Below are 17,041 nucleotides of genomic sequence, written 5' to 3'. Positions count from 1 at the left end.
GATGCCCGCTCACCCATGAATGGCGGGCCATCCACCACGAGGTCCGGTGGATGGCCTGGGGCATGTCACGGGACGCTGCGGCTCGGGTTCAGCGGGGGCGGGTTGTGCGTGGCTGGGGGGATGCTTCGGGCGCGAGCGCATCCACGAGCCCCTGGGCCACGGCGGCGGCGAAGGCTTCCAGCGTCCGCTGCTCGCGCCACCGTGCGACTTCCTCGAAGTCGAGCGCATGGTGGGTCTCGATGATGACGGAAGGGATGCGCGGCTTTCGCAGGACGAAGATCTGCCTGTGCGTGGGCTCTCGGGCCACGAAGACGCCAGGCTGGGCGGTGTCGATGGCGTAGAGACCCTCGTAGTCCACGCCGTCATAGGGCGGGAAGCCCGCCTGGCCCAGCCTGCGCGCCAGGGCGCGGGCCAGTCCCGCGCGTCCAGTCTGGAGGAGCGCGGTGGCTTCCGCGGACTCGGACCAGAGCACGGTGAAGCCAGGGGCGGAGTCCTGCCGGTTGCACTCCTGGTCCGGATTTGGAGACCATGGTGTGGCGGTGCCACGCGAGTCGGAGTGCAGGCTGAGCATGGCATGGGCGCGCCACCGCTCGGCGGCGGTGACGCGGGTGGGATAGGGGACGCGCTCGCCCGGCTTGCGACTCAGGCGCACCTGGAAGTGGCCGGTTGCCTCCAGCCGCTTCGCGAGGTCTTCCGCCACTCGGAGGGTAAAGGTCTCCTCGTCATCGCAGGTGACGCCTTTGTTGCCGGTGTTCCCCTCCGCGCCGTGCCCCGCGTCCAGGTAGATGCGTCGCTTTCCAAAGCCCTTAGGGAAGCGGACCTCGGAAACGGTGAGGGGCGCGCCCGGAGCGGGCCATGTGGGAGAGGGGGCGACAGGGGTGGGCTCGGAAGAGGCAGCGGGCCTTGCCCACAGGGCGAGTCCCAGTCCCAGCAGCAGAAAGGTCTTCGGCATGGTGCTTGAACTGCCAAGAAAGGAGCGTCGCTGCGTAGTCTCCCTTGTTGATGGGGTGGTGTGGAAGCCCACGTCGCGGTCTTATTCGACTCACTGAGTAGAACAACTCCTCATGAATCTGCGTCGGACTGGCATGCGAGTGTCTTCAACCGAGGGGGAAGGGTACAGGGGATGAAGACGATGCTGCTAGGTCTGCTGGTGGCCGCCGCTGGGGGAGAGCCGCCGCCGGCATACGTGCTGGGTTCCTCGGTGAATCTGCGGAAGGAAGCCGGCAAGACGGCGGAGGTCCTCCAGAAGCTGCCCATCGGGACGGAGTGCCGAACGCTGGAGTCCCTCGAGGGAGGCTGGGCCCGGGTGCGCTGCGGAGAGGCGGAAGGCTTCGTGGTGGGGGCGTTTCTGGGCCCCGAGAAGCCCTCGGTGGAGAAGCTCGCTGCGGAGGCCAAGGACCCGAAGCGGACGTTGCTACAGCGAGAGGAGAGCGCCCTGCGTGCCGCCACGCTGGCTCCGGAGGACGCCGGCCTCCAGAAAGCGCTGGCGACGTTGTTCTTCGAGCGCAACCTGGAGGCCGTCGCGCGGCTGAAGAAACCGAGCCTGCGGAGGCCGTTCGAGTTCGACTGTACGGTGAATGATCCCGAACGCTGCTTGAGAAGCACCAGCACGAACTATGTAGATGGGCTCAAGGTTCGGGTGGGGATAAGGGATAGGTTGTTCGTTATTGCGCTCGGCTCGGCCGACAGTCTGACTGTCTATCGTGGGCGATTCCGGTTCGACAACAGGCGTTTCGAAGAAACAGCGCAAATACAGGTCAAGGGCGAGGTGTTGGAACAAGCCAGTTCGCCATTGACATCAGTGCTGGACAAGGCGCTGTTCTCTGGTGTCAGCGCATCTTCGGATGTTTATTCGAGACCTTCGTTCGGACAATACGTTCTGGATGATGCTGAACTGGCCTTCTTTCGCTCGATTCCTAGCAAGTGGGCACTGCTATCGATGAAGGCGGAGGATGGCATTCCTCGGATGCGGTGGGATGCCTGCATGAAGCGCCCCTATCGCCTTGTCTTCGATCCGGACATTCACGGGCGCGTCCTCGTCATGATCGAAAGTGAGGGCGGGGGCTTGGAGTTTCTATGGGTTGCTGCTGTGTCGAAGAATGAAAATACTCTTCGACTGACACTCGCGGATATCGACGGCGAGAAGACACGGCAGGAAAGCTTCAGGCTTCCAGATGCTGGTGGCGATATCGCATACCTGGGAGAACTGGCGTGCACGCATGTATTTCAGAAATACCCCGACCTCGGAGGGGAGTGTCTGGAGGGCGGGCCGTAGTAGTGCTCCAGTGCCAGGGGAGGCACTGAGGCGGAGCGACTGAACGTACTCGTGGGGGAACGAGTCGTGCCTATACAGAGTTTGTATCGTGCTGTCTGGCAATATGAACTGCCAGAGTTGTTGTTGTCCGCGCTGGATGAATATCACATCCTGAAAGTTCCTCTCCTGGGGCAGCACTATTCGGGAGGACCATCCGACTGGTGTGGGCGGACTGCCAGTGCAATGGCATATAATTATTATCAGGTGGTGCAGGGTGGTGGCTTTGTCTCAAGGTTCATCACCCATTGGGATGGAGGGAAGCCGGGGCACTTCGTGGACCTGAGATATCCAGGAGGGCAGCGAGCCTTTCATCGAAAGCCGAAAGGTCAACCATACGGGATCAACCTGGAGGGATATTCAGTCTCAAACCGCTGGGCGAAACGGCGGAAGGCGCCCAACGTTGTTCCGCCGAAGTTCGAAGAGACTGACGAAGATTTCAGTGCGTCCGCGGTACTTGATATGGCGTACTCGCATGTGTTGCCGTACTCGATCCAAGACCGACGAAGAATCGCAGCGGGGATTGTGAACGATCCTCGGCTCATTGAAGACAAGCTGTCGCTGATTCTCAAGGCGCTCGCGGCCAACAATCCGGTCATTTTTTATTCAGGGTTTTCCGTTGCGAGAGATGCGCCCATTCATCTCATTCTGATTGTCGGATTCGCTTGGTTGGTGGACCGAACCGGCAGGCTCCTTTGGTTGGTGGTCGCGGACCCGGCAACGCAGAACAACAAGGTTGGGGCCCAGAAGGGAACCCATCTCTTCTTTCCTCCTGATCCTGGTTCGCGGGAGGGCACGGACCTGGAGGCGCTCGCCAAGAAGCAAGTCACGGGTGATCACGATCTCATCCGGGTACGCAGAGGTGACTGGGAGAATGCGCAGGCGTCCGTAGTCCTGATTCGTGCCCGCAAGCTGTTCGAGGAGAACACCTATAGCGCGGTGCCTGACGACTTGTTCATGGACTACCGCCACGACGAGCACAAGGGCGGAGCCTTTCTCTACTCGCTCCGTCCTACCGTCGTCCCGTCTGGTTTTCTCGAAACCAACGTGATGCGCACGGTCGCGTATCCTTTCGACCACGGGGATACTCGCTTCCGGCCTATCAACTGTTATGCCCTCACGGAGACGGAGATGCCGCCCGGTGGGCTCTTCCCATTGGGAATGCGGCGGAACCTTCATTCGGGAATCCATCTGCCTGCGTCGCATTTCTCGGCGCGGGAGGGGACGGCGAACTCCGCAGCCGGGTCCGGCGTGCGAGAGGTTCGCTGCTTTGCCCCAGGTTACGTGGTGGCCGTCCGGTTGGCCCATGGGCTGCCTGCTCCCCTCGAAGAAAAGGAGCGTGTCGAGGAGGGGCCCGAGGCGCACGAGTTGGCCCGGGAATTCACGGGCAACCACAACTCCTTCGTCCTCGTCCGGCACGATGTCGAGGAGGCAGCGAAGACGGAGGGCCAGCCGCCGCGGCGTTTTACGTTCTACAGCCTCTACATGCACCTCGTTCCTCCGGACTGGAAGGACCCGGACACATACCGGAACGTGGACTGGTTGAAGCTGCTCGTGCGGCGCCACGGCGCGCTGACGGTGATTGATCCGGCGCATGAGGCGTTTCGCCAGACACGGTGGTTGCAGGAGGCCCTGCCGGAGGCGGGAGCGGACGTCGTCGAGAAGAAGGGGGGAAGCTACTCCGTCGTGGGGACGGGATTGGGCGTGCCCGAGACACTGCGCCTGGGAGAGGCACCGGGGGATGATGTCCGAGCGCTCTGGAGGCCGGCGGACCAGGACCTGACGGGGATTCATGAAGCACTGCGCGAGGGGCGGATGGTGACGCTGCGCCACCCCTTGCTCAAGCTGGAGGCTGGCGCGGTCCTTGGCTACGTCGACAGCAGGAGCAAGGCCATTGGGGATGGCTTCGTCCACTGGGAAATCCTGGCGCCCTCCGAGCCAGGGCAACTCAAGGACTTCCTCGACTTCGCGAAGGACACGCTGGGGCTGGGCGACTTCTTCAAGGTCTTCGAGGAGGCGGACCACAACAACTTCTTCGACCCGTCGAAGGGAGAACTCGACGCGCTGATGAGGCTGGCGCCCAAGTCGATTCACGCTGCGGGGAACCCCGAAGAGGAGTGTCTCGCTCGCTTCGAGCAGACGTATCACCACGGCGCGCTCAAGGAGATTCTTCGATCACCTCGGGCGCTCGCGTTCTCGTCCGATGATGCGCCTGGTGATGCCGGCGAGCCTTCGTTTCCCGCGGAGCTTGTCATCACCAACTACAAGGACGCGCTCCCTGAAGGGACCTACTGGCTCAAGCTGACCTTCGAGCCTCCCTTGGGCGAGCGGTACGTCGCTTACGATGGAAAACAGAGCCGTCTCAACGTGCGCTTGCCGGCTGGGGCTCGACGAATCTTCGTGGAGCCAGCCGACCGCTCCGGCTTTCTGCTGCAGGTGGGCGGCGGTGCTCAGGATGCACTCGAGCAGGAGCTTCAGCACTTCAAGAGGCTGGCATCCGTCCGTTGGCGAAACGTGGTGCTCAGGCATCTGAACGAGTGGTTGCCGGAGAGCATCGTCGTTCAGGTGATGAAGCATCTGGAGATTCACGGTCAGCTTCGAATGGGGCGCCAGATCGCCGACATCCAGCAGCCGGACGAGGCCAAGAGGCTGCTGGGACGCTACGCGGAGGCAGTCGGATTCTGGGCCCACCCGGAGGAAGTGCCCTTCCTCGGGCCCGTGGGGGACAACGGTGGCAAGAAGGCGCTCTTCGCAGCGGCGCCTGACGTCGACCAATTGCCCGCGAAGGGGCTGGTCGACAACCCGCACCCAGTCACCTTCGCCTGGCTCCTGATGCTCATGGTCCGGCATGGCCTCGTCCGGTTCTCGGACCTGCCGGCCTGGCGCCCGAGCAACTCGAAGGACGTGCTCGCGGTGGGGTGGCTCCCGGCACGAAGCGCTCATGTCGCATACCGGGTGGGGGAGCTCCTGGACGTGGGGGCCGTGGTGCGCGGGAGCGGAGACGACGAGGTGGAACTGCATATGCTGCATGAGGGCACACGCTGCTTCCTCGCGAGCGGAAGTTGCACCGAGGGTGCTTTCTTCGCACAGGTGGAGTTGCCGGGTTGGGGGGCCTGCACGCTCGACATGCCGGGTGCCCGGCTCGTGGGAACGGCGACATTGGAGGTGCTCCCTCCGGTGTTGCTGGGTGGGCGCGAGTCGGCGGAGGTTCCTGGGAGCCAGGTTGTTTCTTCGGCTCGTTACGCTCCCGAGTCTCACAAGGATGGAACGTTCTCCTGGCGTATTCCCTTCAGGGAGAACTGCCCAAAGCTTCTTCGGGGCTGGGTGCTTCTGAGCGCATGGGCGAAGGCCACGAAACAGGAAGGGCTGCACCCGGAGGCACCTGCGTTCGAACTGGCCCGTGTGGCCATCCCCGTACAGGGACGGGAGGACTCGGCGTTCAATGAGTCCTCCGGACTCCGCGTCGTTGACGGCTTCATTCAGAAAGGGGCGCTCAAGAAGCTGGAAACGTATGTGACGCGGCACTTCACCTACCGCGCCTTCTTGAAGGCCGCTGCTTCCAAGACAGAGCCTCCGTTGGCTTGGGCGCTCGTGGAGGCGGTGGAGCGTGTCCAGTGCGCGTATTCAGAGAAGCAGTTGCTGGCGTTGTCCGCGCTGGCCGAGGACGGATTGTCCATCGTGCTCACGGCCACGAATGCCCGGCGTTTGAAGGATGCCGCCGAGAAGGTTCGAGAGGATGGCTGGTTCACCGCCTTGGAGGACGCGGCCAAGGGGGCGATTCGCGTCCGAGTCCCAGCGCCAGCGGAGGGACGTCATCCTGGCGAACTTGTCATCCGGTTCGACGCCGGCGCTGCTTTTTCGGAGCTGCGGAAGGGCATCCCAGGTACCCATGAGGTCCATGTGAAGTTCGGCGCGTTCTTCCCGAACGGGGGAAGCGCGCGGGACTCGCGTCTGGTGACGGCGGATACGCTGGGGAGCCGGTGGGAACCTGTGACGCTCGACGCGCTGCGGAGCGGCGCCAAAGCGGGGGCGCTGGAGGTGTGGTCCACCGAGGTGTCGGAGGTCCTTCACATCCCTTCGCTCGAAGCGCCCAAGGTCTTCGTCACCGCCCGGGGGATTCAGCTCTCCTCGCGGTTGCTGGGTGGGAATCGGAGCTTCTGGGAGAAGGCTCGACCCATCATCAAGGTGGGCCACAGTTCCCTCGATGAAGCCGCCGCACGTCAGTCCGTCATCCAGAATGGGTGCGTGGTGCGGACCTTCGGGTTCGAGGATGCGCAGGTTCAGGGGCGAATTCTCATCCCGACTGCCGAGGTGGTGAACAAGCATGTGCCCCTGGGGCACGAACGGATCGACGTCCAGCCCGCGAAGGGCCGTGGTGTAGCCCCCTGAAGAGTCGGACAGGCTCGTTCGGCTAGAAAGCGAGTCTGACGATGGAGAAGAAGACCCAAGAAGGAGCCCCGGAGGGGGCGGAGAAGGGCAAGCGCCGTCGGCGGTACTCAGCGGCGGAGAAGCTGCGCCTGGTGACCGAGAGTGAGGCGCCTGGCAGCAGCGTGTCCCTGGTGGCACGGAAGTACGGCATCAGCCCCAGCCAGTTGTTCCGCTGGCGGCATCTGAAGGAGGCGGGCGGCGTATCCGGGCTGCAGGCCGGGGAGGCCGTGGTGCCCGAGTCCGAGGTGCAGGCGCTCAAGGCGCAGGTGCGTGAGCTCCAGCGGCTTTTGGGCAAGAAGACGCAGGAGGCGGAAGTGCTCCGGGACGCGGTGGAGTTGGCCCGCGAAAAAAAACTACTGTCGCCCGCGGCCTTGTCCAAGCTGGGAGGCATTCTGTGAGCGCGGTGGCCCGGGCCCTCGGCGTGGCCCGCTCCACCCTGCACCGGCCCCTGGGCCCTCGGGAGCCCCGCAACCCAGACGCCCATGTTGACGCCGAGGTGCTGGAGGGACTCAAGGCCGTCGCTCAGGAGCGCGCCACGTACGGCTACCGCAGAGCCTGTGCCCTCCTCAACCGGCAGCGCCGGGCGGCGGGGAAATCGCCCGTCAACCACAAGCGGGCCTACCGCCTCATGCGCGACGCCCAGCTCCTCCTGCAGAGGCACACGGGGAAGCCGACACGCACCCATGAGGGCACCATCATCACGTTGAAGTCCAACCTGCGTTGGTGCAGCGATGGCTTCGAAATCCGCTGTTGGAACGGCGAGCGCGTCCAGGTGGCATTCAGCCTCGACTGCTGCGACCGGGAGCTCATCGCGTACCGTGCGTCCGCCGAGCACCCCACCGGCCTCACCATCCAGGATTTGATGGCCGAGACGGTGGAGGCCCGCTTCGGCCCGGGCACCTCGAGGGTGCCACACCCGGTGGAGTGGCTGTCGGACAACGGGCCCGTCTACACGGCCACGGACACCCGCGATTTCGGCCGGAGCCTCGGCCTGCTGGTATGCACCACGCCCGCCTACTCCCCGGAAAGCAACGGCATGGCCGAGGCTTTCGTGAAGACGTTCAAGCGTGACTACGTGTACGTCAATGAGTTGCCCTCGGCTCCCCACGTCCTCGCCCAGCTGCCCGCCTGGTTCGACGACTACAACCGCTGCCACCCTCATCGAGGATTGAAGATGATGTCACCCCGCGAGTTCCGTACTGCTAATTCCCAAGCCTGAGCTGTCCGATTTGACGGGGGCAACTCCAGGCCGTGCTTACACCATGCAGCGCAACGCCAGGCTCGAAGCTCGGTCTCACTACCATGATGCCTTCAGTCTGAAGGTCGCCATCATGACGGAGGCCGTCCCGGTGAGCAGGCCCTTCCGATTGGAACTCGCCAGTCCCTCGCTGCCAGGGGGCCCGCCCGGGCTTCCGCTGAAGCTCAAGAAGGGCAGCGTTGTCTACAAACCAGAACGCCAAGGGCAAGGTCTGACGGACGTGGAAGGGGCGCTGCATGCGGACGTGGATCTCAATGACGTCGAGGCCGCGTTGGAGGGCACCAGGGAATACGTGCTCCGTGTCATCCCGATTCATCAGAACGACGCGGATCTTGCTCGGGAGCTGAAGCTCTCGTTGCCCGAGCGGATCGTGCCCCGAGTACACGACGACGTGCGGATTCGCCCCAATCTGTGGTGGTGGTCAGACGACCTGGGGGCCGTGCCCATGAAGGGGGAAGGGTGATGGCGGACACAGCCGTTGCTTCACAGTCACATGCTGGCGGCGAGCGCTTCGAGCTTCGGCGTGAACCGGGAGCCGAGGGCGTCTTCTATCTCGTCGCGGTGGCCCCCACGGAGCTCAAGCTCTCCCTGAGGAGCCACCGGGCCGTTCAGGACAGGATTGCCTTCATCCTGGAGGGAACGCACAAGAACCTGCCGGCGGACACGGTCTGCAGCGTTCTGATCAAGACGCACGCGCGTGGGATGCCAGCGCGGGAGTACACGCTGGTCAACGTCCCACTGCGTGTCAATGGCAGGTCATGCACGTTGGAGTTCGAGGCGGACATCTACGAGGCGAGCTTCTTCGGCCGGGGCCACGCGGAGATGACCGTCGTTCCTGACTTCCCCTTCGCGCAGGAATGCTGCCTCGAAAAGCCCTTCGAGTTCGACATCCCCCTGGGGCTCAGGGGGCTCGACCTGAGCGTCCCTGTCCTGTTTGGCCGACGGTTCCACTTGAAGCCGGACATGGATGCACGTTTCACCGGCGCGACGCTTCGGCTCTCCATCTACCACTCCGTGGAGCCGAAGCGTGGCGTGGCGCCGAGGATGGCTTCAGAGGAGCAGCGCTATGCCGCGCTGGAATGGGGCGCTTCCGACTTGGGCGCGAAGGACTGGCGAGTTGGCTGCGCCTGGAGTGGGGACGGTCTCCGATTGCCATGGCGTGAGCCCATTCAGGGCGAGTACGCCTTCGACCTGCGGCTCGAAGTGCTCCGAGACCTCGAGGGGGAGACGCGGCCCTACGTGGTGTGGGAGCAGCCCAGGGCATGCGTGTGTCCGAAGCCGAAGTTGACCGGGTTCGAATTCAAGCACCACGCGGTCACCGCGACGGTGGAGCATCTGGATCCGGATTTCGAGCTCCCCCTGGAGCTGACCCACTGGCGGTACGAGGCTCAGACGCGAGGAGAGGCCCTGTCCTTCACCCTGATGGACCCCGTCTCGCGGCCGGTGTTGGTGAACGCCAACGAGAGAGGCCTGTTCCTACGGCAGTTCCTCGACGCCGAGGACTGGCTGCGCCGGAAGAGCTTCGCCTTGTTGCGGATTCCGCGCTCGTTGACGGGGACCGATGAATACGTGCCCATCCGCTCGGTGCTGGACTTCGATGAGACGCAATTCCTCGCGTTCGAGGACGAGGACCTGTGGCTGGAGGCCCCAACGCCGGCCAGGGCGCCCGCGCGACAGAAGCAGGACCGGGTGCGCCAGGAGCTGGTGACGGCACTGGCCTCTAAGGAGTTGGCGGTCCGGCCTTCGCGCATGCCTCGCTTCGGGGACGTCTGGCTGGGGGCTCGCGACAACCACCTGCTCATCACCGTGAAGGTCATCGGGGATCTCGACTACTGGCGTGAGGCCTCGCCTGTTTTTTCGATCTGCGACGACCTGCGTCCCGTGGAGCCAACGGCCTCTCGGGAGACCGAGGTGCTTCGGTTGGATGCGCGGCCCCTTGATGGGAATCCTCGTTACTACGAGGCGCTCGTTCGATTCGACGATCCTCGAGTCCGCCAGAAGGTCTTCATCCAGGGGCGAGTCTCAAAGCCGGATGCGCGGCTCTGGGACGAATGGGTGGCAGCGCCACCGGCCTTCTCTGTGGAGTACCCAGGCGTTCCCCAGCTCCAGGGACTTCGCGCCGAGTTCGTCCAGCTCACGGATGATACGTCCATCCTGGAAGTCCGCTGTCAGGCCCTCCACATTCCCAATGGAAAGGAGGGGGATGTCATCGAGTTCCGTCTGTATGAGTTCTTCGCTGACGTCGCGGAGCCCGTTGTCTTCGGTGCCGTGCCCTTCCGGTATGAGGTCGCGAAGGGGGCGGCGGGGCAATGCGACGCTCGTGGACGGGTGGTGGCGCGTCTCCGGGAGCCGGCGCTCGTCGAGCGGGTGCGACGCAAGGGCCGGTTTCGGATTGAAGCGCGTCTGGTGGAGCGGGCGAATGCCAACCACTCCAGCGCGCTTCCTGCCATCCACCTGGACCTGGAGGGAACACCGCGCCGCATTGAAGGCACGCTCATCTACGGCAGCCACCCGAACGTGACGGAGGCGTTCCGGAGGAAGGTGCTGATCATCGCCGAGCAGCTGGAGATGAACGCCGATGATTTGATGGCGTGCATGGCCTTTGAGACGGGCAATGCCTTCCGGGCCGATACACCGAACCGGGCTGGGCATCAGGCGTTCGGTCTCATTCAGTTCACGGCCATCAATGAAGGAAAAGATGCGCTCGACATCAAGCTGTCCGCACTGGTGCGGATGAGCGCTGTCGAGCAGCTCGACTACGTCGCCAAGTACTTCCGCCTGTGGAAGGCGCGGTCGAAGCTCCCTCTAGACAATCTGGGTGATGTCTACGCGTGCATCCTCTGTCCAGAAGCGCTCGGCAAGGACGCGTCCTTCGTCTGTTACGCGAAGGGGTCGAGGGGCTACGAGCCCAACAAGGGGTTGGACCGCGGTGGCAAGGGCTTCATCACCAAGGCAGACATCTTGGTTCCGGTGGAGCGGCACCTTCGTGAAGGCCAGAAGTTCCGCAAATAGAGACGTCTCCTTCAGGTGACAGCATGTTTCTCCATCCTTGTCTGAAAGACGGGTTGCGCGAGTACATTGTCCTCGCGCTCCATGAGGGTCTGCCCAACGGGTATACGCTCGTGACGCCTGCGCGGGGCTGGGCGCTGGAGCGGAGATTGCGCCAGCTCGCGCAGGATTCATCCAACCAGCGGACGCTCCAATCACTGGTCTACATCCATGGACACCGCAGCGGGATGCGCGCACCGCTGCCGGTGGACGAAGTCGTGCGGCAGGCCGCGCTCCTTCTGGACTCGGGTGTCCTTCGGCTGGCGCAGGCTCCCCCGCGCGAGGCCACCGTTTCGCCGTCATTCTCCGTTCCCCAGCCTGCGTGTGTGCCTGTTCCGGTGGAGGAGCCGGTCTGGCTACGGCTCCAGGTGGTGGACGACACCACCGATGTGCCCATTGCCGGCATCCAGCTGCGCATCCAACTCGACGACCGGTCCGAGCATCAGGCCCGGACGGATTCAGAGGGCCGCATCGACCTGAAAGGCGTTCCGAAGGGGGGCGCCGACGTCCTGTCCGACCTCGAAGGGGCCACCCTGGATAACACGTTGGCGCTGGTGCGGACGGGAGGCCCCTGGTCCCAGCAAAAGCCCGCGAAGCGAGGTCAGCGGGCGAGGGTGGCCAGCGCGCCGCGTTTCCTCGCACGCGTCACCCAGCACCGGGTCATCGACGGAGAGACGCTGGAGAGCGTGGCGGAGATGTATGGCCTCACGGTGGATGAGCTCACCCGCTTCAACTGGAACACCACGGATGCGGCGGACATCGAGCGGCACCTCATCCTCGATGTGGGCTGCACGCGCAGGGGCTCGCGTGGGCAGTACGTCTTCACCCGAGAGGATGACCCCGGCATCCTCTACGTTCCCCGTCCAGAGGCCGTCCCCCGGCTGCCTGTGGAGCACAGTCACATCCTGCGGGTGAAGCGCGTCCCGGAACCGCGACACTTCCTGTTCTCGCTCTGAACGCCACCTGCCCCCGAAAAGACAACGGGCAGGTTCCCGGAAGAAGGGAACCTGCCCGTGTCACTTCCTACCGGCTGGAATGCCGTGCGCTAGGCGCGGACCTCAGGGGCGGACTCGGCCGGCTTCGGCAGCGGAGCCTCCTTGCCCGGCTCGCCGCCCGGGGTGCCCGCCACGCCGAAGGGAGGCGTCTCCAGCGCCGCCTTCAGGACGTCGTCCATGTGGGTGACGAAGATGAACTCCAGCTCGTTGCGCGCCTGGTCCGGCACGTCGATCAGGTCCTTGCGGCACCGCTCGGGCAGGATGACTCGCTTGATGCCCGCCCGGTGCGCCGCCAGCACCTTCTCCTTGATGCCACCCACCGGCAGCACCAGGCCACGCAGCGTGGCCTCGCCCGTCATCGCCGTGTCGTGACGCACGCGGATGCCCGTCAGGAGGCTGGTGAGCGCCGTCAGGATGGTGACGCCCGCGGAAGGTCCGTCCTTCGGAATGGAGCCCGCCGGGAAGTGCAGGTGCAGGTCCGTCTTCTCCAGGAAGTTCGGGCTGATGCCGAGCTGCTCGGCCTTGCTGCGCAGGTAGCTCAGCGCCGCCGTGGCGCTCTCCTTCATCACGTCGCCCAACTGGCCGGTGAGCGTCATGCCGCCCTTGCCCGCCATCTTCGTCGCCTCGATGAAGAGCAGGTCGCCACCCGCCGCCGTCCAGGCCAGGCCCGTGGCCACACCCGGAACCTCGGTGCGCTCGGCGACCTCGGAGTAGAACATCTCAGGCCCGAGGATCTCCTTCACCCGGTCGGCGTTGATGGTCTGCTTCTCCGTCTTCCCGCCGGCCACCTCCACCGCCACCGCGCGGCAGATGTCCGCGATGCGGCGCTCCAGGTTACGCACACCGGCCTCGCGCGTGTACGCGGTGGTCAGCGTGAGCAGCGCCTCGTCGGTGATGTCGATGTGGTCCGGGTTCAGCCCGTGCTCCTTGAGCTGCTTGGGCACCAGGTGGATGCGGGCGATGCTCTGCTTCTCCTCGAAGGTGTAGCCCGTCAGCTCGATGATCTCCATGCGGTCACGCAGCGGACCGGGGATGGGGTCGAGCTGGTTCGCCGTGGCGACGAACATCACCTTGGACAAATCGAAGGGCACGTCGAGGTAGTGGTCGCTGAACGTGTTGTTCTGCTCCGGGTCCAGCACCTCGAGGAGCGCCGCGCTCGGGTCGCCACGGAAGTCGGCGCCGAGCTTGTCAATTTCGTCCAGCATCATGACCGGGTTCTTCGTGCCGGCCTTCTTCATGCTCTGGATGAAGCGGCCGGGGAGGGCGCCCACATAGGTCCGGCGGTGGCCGCGGATCTCCGCCTCGTCACGCACGCCGCCCAGCGACAGGCGCACGAACTTGCGGCCCGTGGCCTTGGCCACGCTCTGGCCCAGCGACGTCTTGCCGACGCCCGGCGGACCGACGAGGCACAGGATGGGGCCACGCATGTCGTTCTTCAGCTTGCGGACGGCCAGGTACTCCAGGATGCGCTTCTTCACCTTCTTGATGCCGAAGTGATCCTTGTCCAGCTGCTGGCGCGCGTTCTCGATGTCGAGGTTGTCCTCGGAGAGCTTCGCCCACGGAAGGTCGGCGATCCAATCCAGGTAGGTGCGCGCGACGGTGTACTCGCTGGAGGCCGCCGGAATCGTCTTCAGGCGGTTGAGCTCCTTGTTGGCGACCTTCTCCACGTCGGGCGGCAGGCTGGCCTTCTTCAGGCGCTCCTGCAGTTCGTCGAGCTCCTCTTCCTCCTCGCCCATCTCCCCCAGCTCTTCCTTGATGGCCTTGAGCTGCTGGCGCAGGTAGTACTCGCGCTGGGTCTTCGACATCTCGCCCTTCACGGCGGAGTCGATCTTGTTGGAGAGCTTGAGGATCTCCCGCTTCCGGTTGAGCAGCTCCAGCACGAGCTTCATCCGGGCCTTGAGGTCCACCGTCTCCAGGACGGCCTGCTTCTCCTCGATGGGCACGTCCACGTTGGCGGCGATCAGGTCCGCCAGGTGGCCGGGGTGGGTGATGCTCTCCACCAGCTCGGTGGCGGCGGCGGGCAGCTCGGGCATCAGCTCGATGACCTCGCGCGCCAGCTTCTTGAGGTTGATGCCCAGCGCCTCGACTTCCACGTTCTCCGAAGAGGTCTTGTCCTCCACGGCGTCCACGCGGGCCTTGAGGTAGGGCGCTTCCTGGACCAGCTCCACCACGCGGAAGCGGGCGAGCCCCTGCACCACGAGCGAGTAGTTGTCCTCGCCCATCTTCAGGAGCTTCACGATGCGGGCGACCGTCCCCATGGTGTAGAGGTCGGCGGCACCCGGATCTTCTTCTTCGGCGCGGCGCTGGGTGACGACACCGATGACCTGGTCGTCACGCACGGCGTCCTTGATCAGTGCGATGGTCTTCTGGCGGCCGACGGCCAGCGGAAGCACCCCGCCCGGGAAGAAGACACTGTTGCGCAGGGGGAGGATGGGAAGCACCTGCGGGATGTCTTCCTTGTTGATGAGCCCCGGAGGGGCCATCGCGGTGGGCATAGCGCTCGCAGCGGAGCCCTTCTTCTTCTCATCGGACATGAAATTCAGCCTTTTCCCTTCGACAACCAGTGAACATTTCCAGGTTTTCTGCGGCGGATGAACCAACGTAACAACCAAAACGGACATGGCAAACGCGGTGTGCGTTTTTCCGTCACCCGTCACCTCTCCAGGGTTCCTCGGAAGTCTCGCGTCCGGACGTAGGGTGGGGCATGATCGCCCCCCTAGCATCTGACGCGGCGCCCCGCCGGGGTGCGCAGCTCTTCGAGAGGCCCCCCATGAAGCTCCGACCCTTCGCCCACCTGCTTCTGCTGCCGTCTCTCTTGTGGACGTCCTGCCGGTCGCCCGTCGACGAACCGGGCTCCAATCTCCCCGGGAAGTGCGAGAGCGAGTCCCCCGTCATCGCGCCGCAGAAGACGGACATCCTCTTCGTCATCGACAACTCCGGATCCATGGAAGAGGAGCAGAACGCCATCGCCACCGAGTTGCCCGCCTTTCTGGAGGCGCTGAAGGAGGGCAGCGGCGTCTCGCAGGACTTCCGGGTGGGCGTGATCACCACGTCCGTGTACCGGCTGGCCATGTTCCAGGGGCAGGAGCAGTACCGCGAGTACACCAGGGAGTCCGGCCGGTTGCAGCGTGTGCCGGATGCGGCGGGCAACCCCACCGACGAGCGCTTCATCGACGGCGCGGATCCGTACGTGCTGGAGAAGTTCCGCCGGCTGGTGATCCAGGGGACGGATGGCAGCGGGCAGGAGACGCCCTTCGAGGCGGTCCGGCTGGCCGTGACGGAGCCGCTGGTGTCGACGCCGGGGGCGGAGAACGGCAACGCCGGGTTCCTGCGCGACGGCGCGCGGCTGCTGGTGGCGGTGGTCACCGACGAGGAAGACTGCAGCACCATCCAGCGCCCTCCGCCGGTGTGGGTGTCCGACGACACGTCCATCGACAACTGCAGTGAGCAGTCCCATCTGCTGACGCCGGTGGAGGAGTACTTCGCCACGTTCCAGCAGCTTCGGGATTCAACGGGGGCCTCGCGTCAGGTGCTCTGGGCCACGATTGGTCCGGTGGCGCTGTCCGACAAGCGGGCGGAGCTGATCCGCGACACGACACCCGACGGTGTCTTCGTGCGCAACGTCGACTGCCCGACCTCCTACGGTCCCGGCCACCGGCAGCGCGCCATGGCGGAGGCGTTCGACCAGGGGCTCGACAACCTCGACTCCATCTGCCGGGAGAACTACCGCGACACCTTGCTGCGCATCGCGGAGCTGGCCACGGTGGCGCAGAGCATCGAGGTGGTGAACCTGCCCGACCCCCGGCTGGTCCAGGTGGAGCTGACGCGCGCCAATGACGAGGTGGAGCGGTGCTCGGTGGCCGCGGGCGACCTGCGCTACGAGGCGTCCACGGAGACGTACCCGGCCCGCCTGTTCTTCCAGTCGAGCTGCCTGCGCCGCGCGGACGACAAGAAGGTGGAAGTGAAGGTCCTCTGCGCCGGCTGATGCCCGGGTGAACCCGCACCAGCGAGTCTGATCCACGCACCCACCGCCATGCGTCCCATGAAGGCGCATGTCAGACCTCCGAGGATAGTGGACGACCGCCCCGCCGGTCGTCCGGTCCGGAGGGGCCTGGCGAGGAGGCGAGATGAGCGCGGCGGAGCAGCGAGTGGGAGTGGGGCAGGGGACGGGCTCGGTCGTGGAGCAGCTTCGGGAGCGGATCCGCCAGTTGCAGGCGGCGCCTCGGCGCTACCTGGCGGTGCTCCGCACGGGCCTGTCGGCGGTGGACGCCCTGCTGCCGACGGGGGCCTGCCACTGGGGCAGGTGGTGGAGCTGTGCGGTGAGGCGGCCTCGGGGCGCACCAGCCTGGCGCTGCACGCGGTGGCCGCGGCGCACCAGGAGGCGCGGCTGTGCGCCTGGGTGGACGGCCCCCGGGAGCTCTACTCGCCCGCGGCCGCGGCCCTGGGCGTGGACCTGGAGCGGCTGCTCATCGTCCGGCCCCAGGCTCCTGAGCAGCGCATCTGGGCGGCGGTGCAGCTGGCCCGGAGCGGGGCCTTCGCTTGCGTGGTGCTGGACCTGACGCGCGGCGTGAATCCCGACGGGCGCGCGTGCCGGGTGGCCCTGGCGGAGGCGCGCAAGCTGGCGGACGCGGCGGCGCGCGGCGGCGGGCTGCTCCTGCTGCTGACTTCGCCAGAGTCCCCAGCGGACGGCGTGGTCCGGCTGCGGACGGAGGCCCGGGACGGAGACGGCTGGTCGGTCGAGGTGGTGCGCAGCCGGCAGGGGGCACGGGCGCGCGGGCGGAGCTGCCGTGGAGCGCGCTGTACCCGGCGCTGGGGCTGGAGGGAGGCGGCCGGTTGCTCGACGTGGCCGAGGACACGGAGGACGGCACGCCGGACTTCCTGCGAGATCAGTCCGGGGCGCTGCGCAACGGGCTGGGCATCCTGGGCCAGCGTCCCGGCCGTGACGCGCCCATGCCGCCCGTGCGGCAGGGATTGGACGCGGCCCTGCCGGCGCACTGAGGC

General features: G+C 65.4%; 8 protein-coding genes and 2 pseudogenes. 8 read left to right on the top strand and 2 right to left on the bottom strand.

What is annotated here, in order from left to right:
• Nucleotides 1-88: 88 nt before the first annotated feature.
• A complete protein-coding gene (locus QEG98_RS20975) occupies nucleotides 89-952 on the bottom strand; it encodes an N-acetylmuramoyl-L-alanine amidase (protein ID WP_316562572.1) in 864 nt (287 codons plus the stop codon).
• Nucleotides 953-1,123: 171 nt separating this feature from the next.
• Here QEG98_RS20975 and QEG98_RS20970 point away from each other — a divergent pair, with 171 nt between their 5' ends.
• The 6 genes and pseudogenes from QEG98_RS20970 (at nucleotide 1,124) to QEG98_RS20945 (ending at nucleotide 12,001) form a co-directional block, all read left to right on the top strand.
• Nucleotides 1,124-2,275 carry an SH3 domain-containing protein gene (locus QEG98_RS20970; RefSeq protein ID WP_316562571.1) on the top strand — a complete coding sequence of 384 codons (1,152 nt, stop codon included), beginning with the start codon at nucleotides 1,124-1,126 and terminating at the stop codon, nucleotides 2,273-2,275.
• A 51-nt stretch (nucleotides 2,276-2,326) separates the two neighbouring features.
• Nucleotides 2,327-6,700, top strand: coding sequence for a hypothetical protein (locus QEG98_RS20965; RefSeq protein WP_316562570.1), 4,374 nt, complete (start codon nucleotides 2,327-2,329; stop codon nucleotides 6,698-6,700).
• Between the two features lie 41 nt (nucleotides 6,701-6,741).
• A pseudogene (locus tag QEG98_RS20960) lies at nucleotides 6,742-7,972 on the top strand (IS3 family transposase).
• 29 nt (nucleotides 7,973-8,001) lie between these two features.
• Entirely contained in the window at nucleotides 8,002-8,460 is a 459-nt protein-coding gene (locus tag QEG98_RS20955) for a hypothetical protein (protein ID WP_316562568.1), read from the top strand.
• Nucleotides 8,460-11,009, top strand: a complete 2,550-nt coding sequence (locus QEG98_RS20950; protein ID WP_316567932.1) for a hypothetical protein — start codon at nucleotides 8,460-8,462, stop codon at nucleotides 11,007-11,009. The genes QEG98_RS20955 and QEG98_RS20950 overlap by 1 nt, the downstream gene beginning before the upstream one ends.
• A 110-nt stretch (nucleotides 11,010-11,119) precedes the next feature.
• Nucleotides 11,120-12,001 (top strand): LysM domain-containing protein, encoded by an 882-nt coding sequence (locus QEG98_RS20945; protein ID WP_316562567.1) that lies wholly within the window; start codon nucleotides 11,120-11,122, stop codon nucleotides 11,999-12,001.
• Nucleotides 12,002-12,090: 89 nt separating this feature from the next.
• Here QEG98_RS20945 and lon read toward each other — a convergent pair whose 3' ends face one another.
• The gene (lon, locus tag QEG98_RS20940; RefSeq protein WP_316562566.1) at nucleotides 12,091-14,574 is read right to left on the bottom strand and encodes an endopeptidase La; all 2,484 of its coding nucleotides are present in this window, start codon (nucleotides 14,572-14,574) and stop codon (nucleotides 12,091-12,093) included.
• Between the two features lie 236 nt (nucleotides 14,575-14,810).
• Here lon and QEG98_RS20935 point away from each other — a divergent pair, with 236 nt between their 5' ends.
• Nucleotides 14,811-16,025, top strand: a complete 1,215-nt coding sequence (locus tag QEG98_RS20935) for a VWA domain-containing protein (RefSeq protein WP_316562565.1) — start codon at nucleotides 14,811-14,813, stop codon at nucleotides 16,023-16,025.
• A 142-nt stretch (nucleotides 16,026-16,167) separates the two neighbouring features.
• Nucleotides 16,168-17,038: pseudogene (locus QEG98_RS20930) on the top strand (ImuA family protein).
• The last annotated feature ends 3 nt before the right edge of the window (nucleotides 17,039-17,041 follow it).

The sequence above is a fragment of the Myxococcus sp. MxC21-1 genome (assembly GCF_032612255.1).
In the GTDB taxonomy this organism is placed as follows: domain Bacteria; phylum Myxococcota; class Myxococcia; order Myxococcales; family Myxococcaceae; genus Myxococcus; species Myxococcus virescens.
This window is presented reverse-complemented; position numbering and strand designations above follow the sequence as displayed.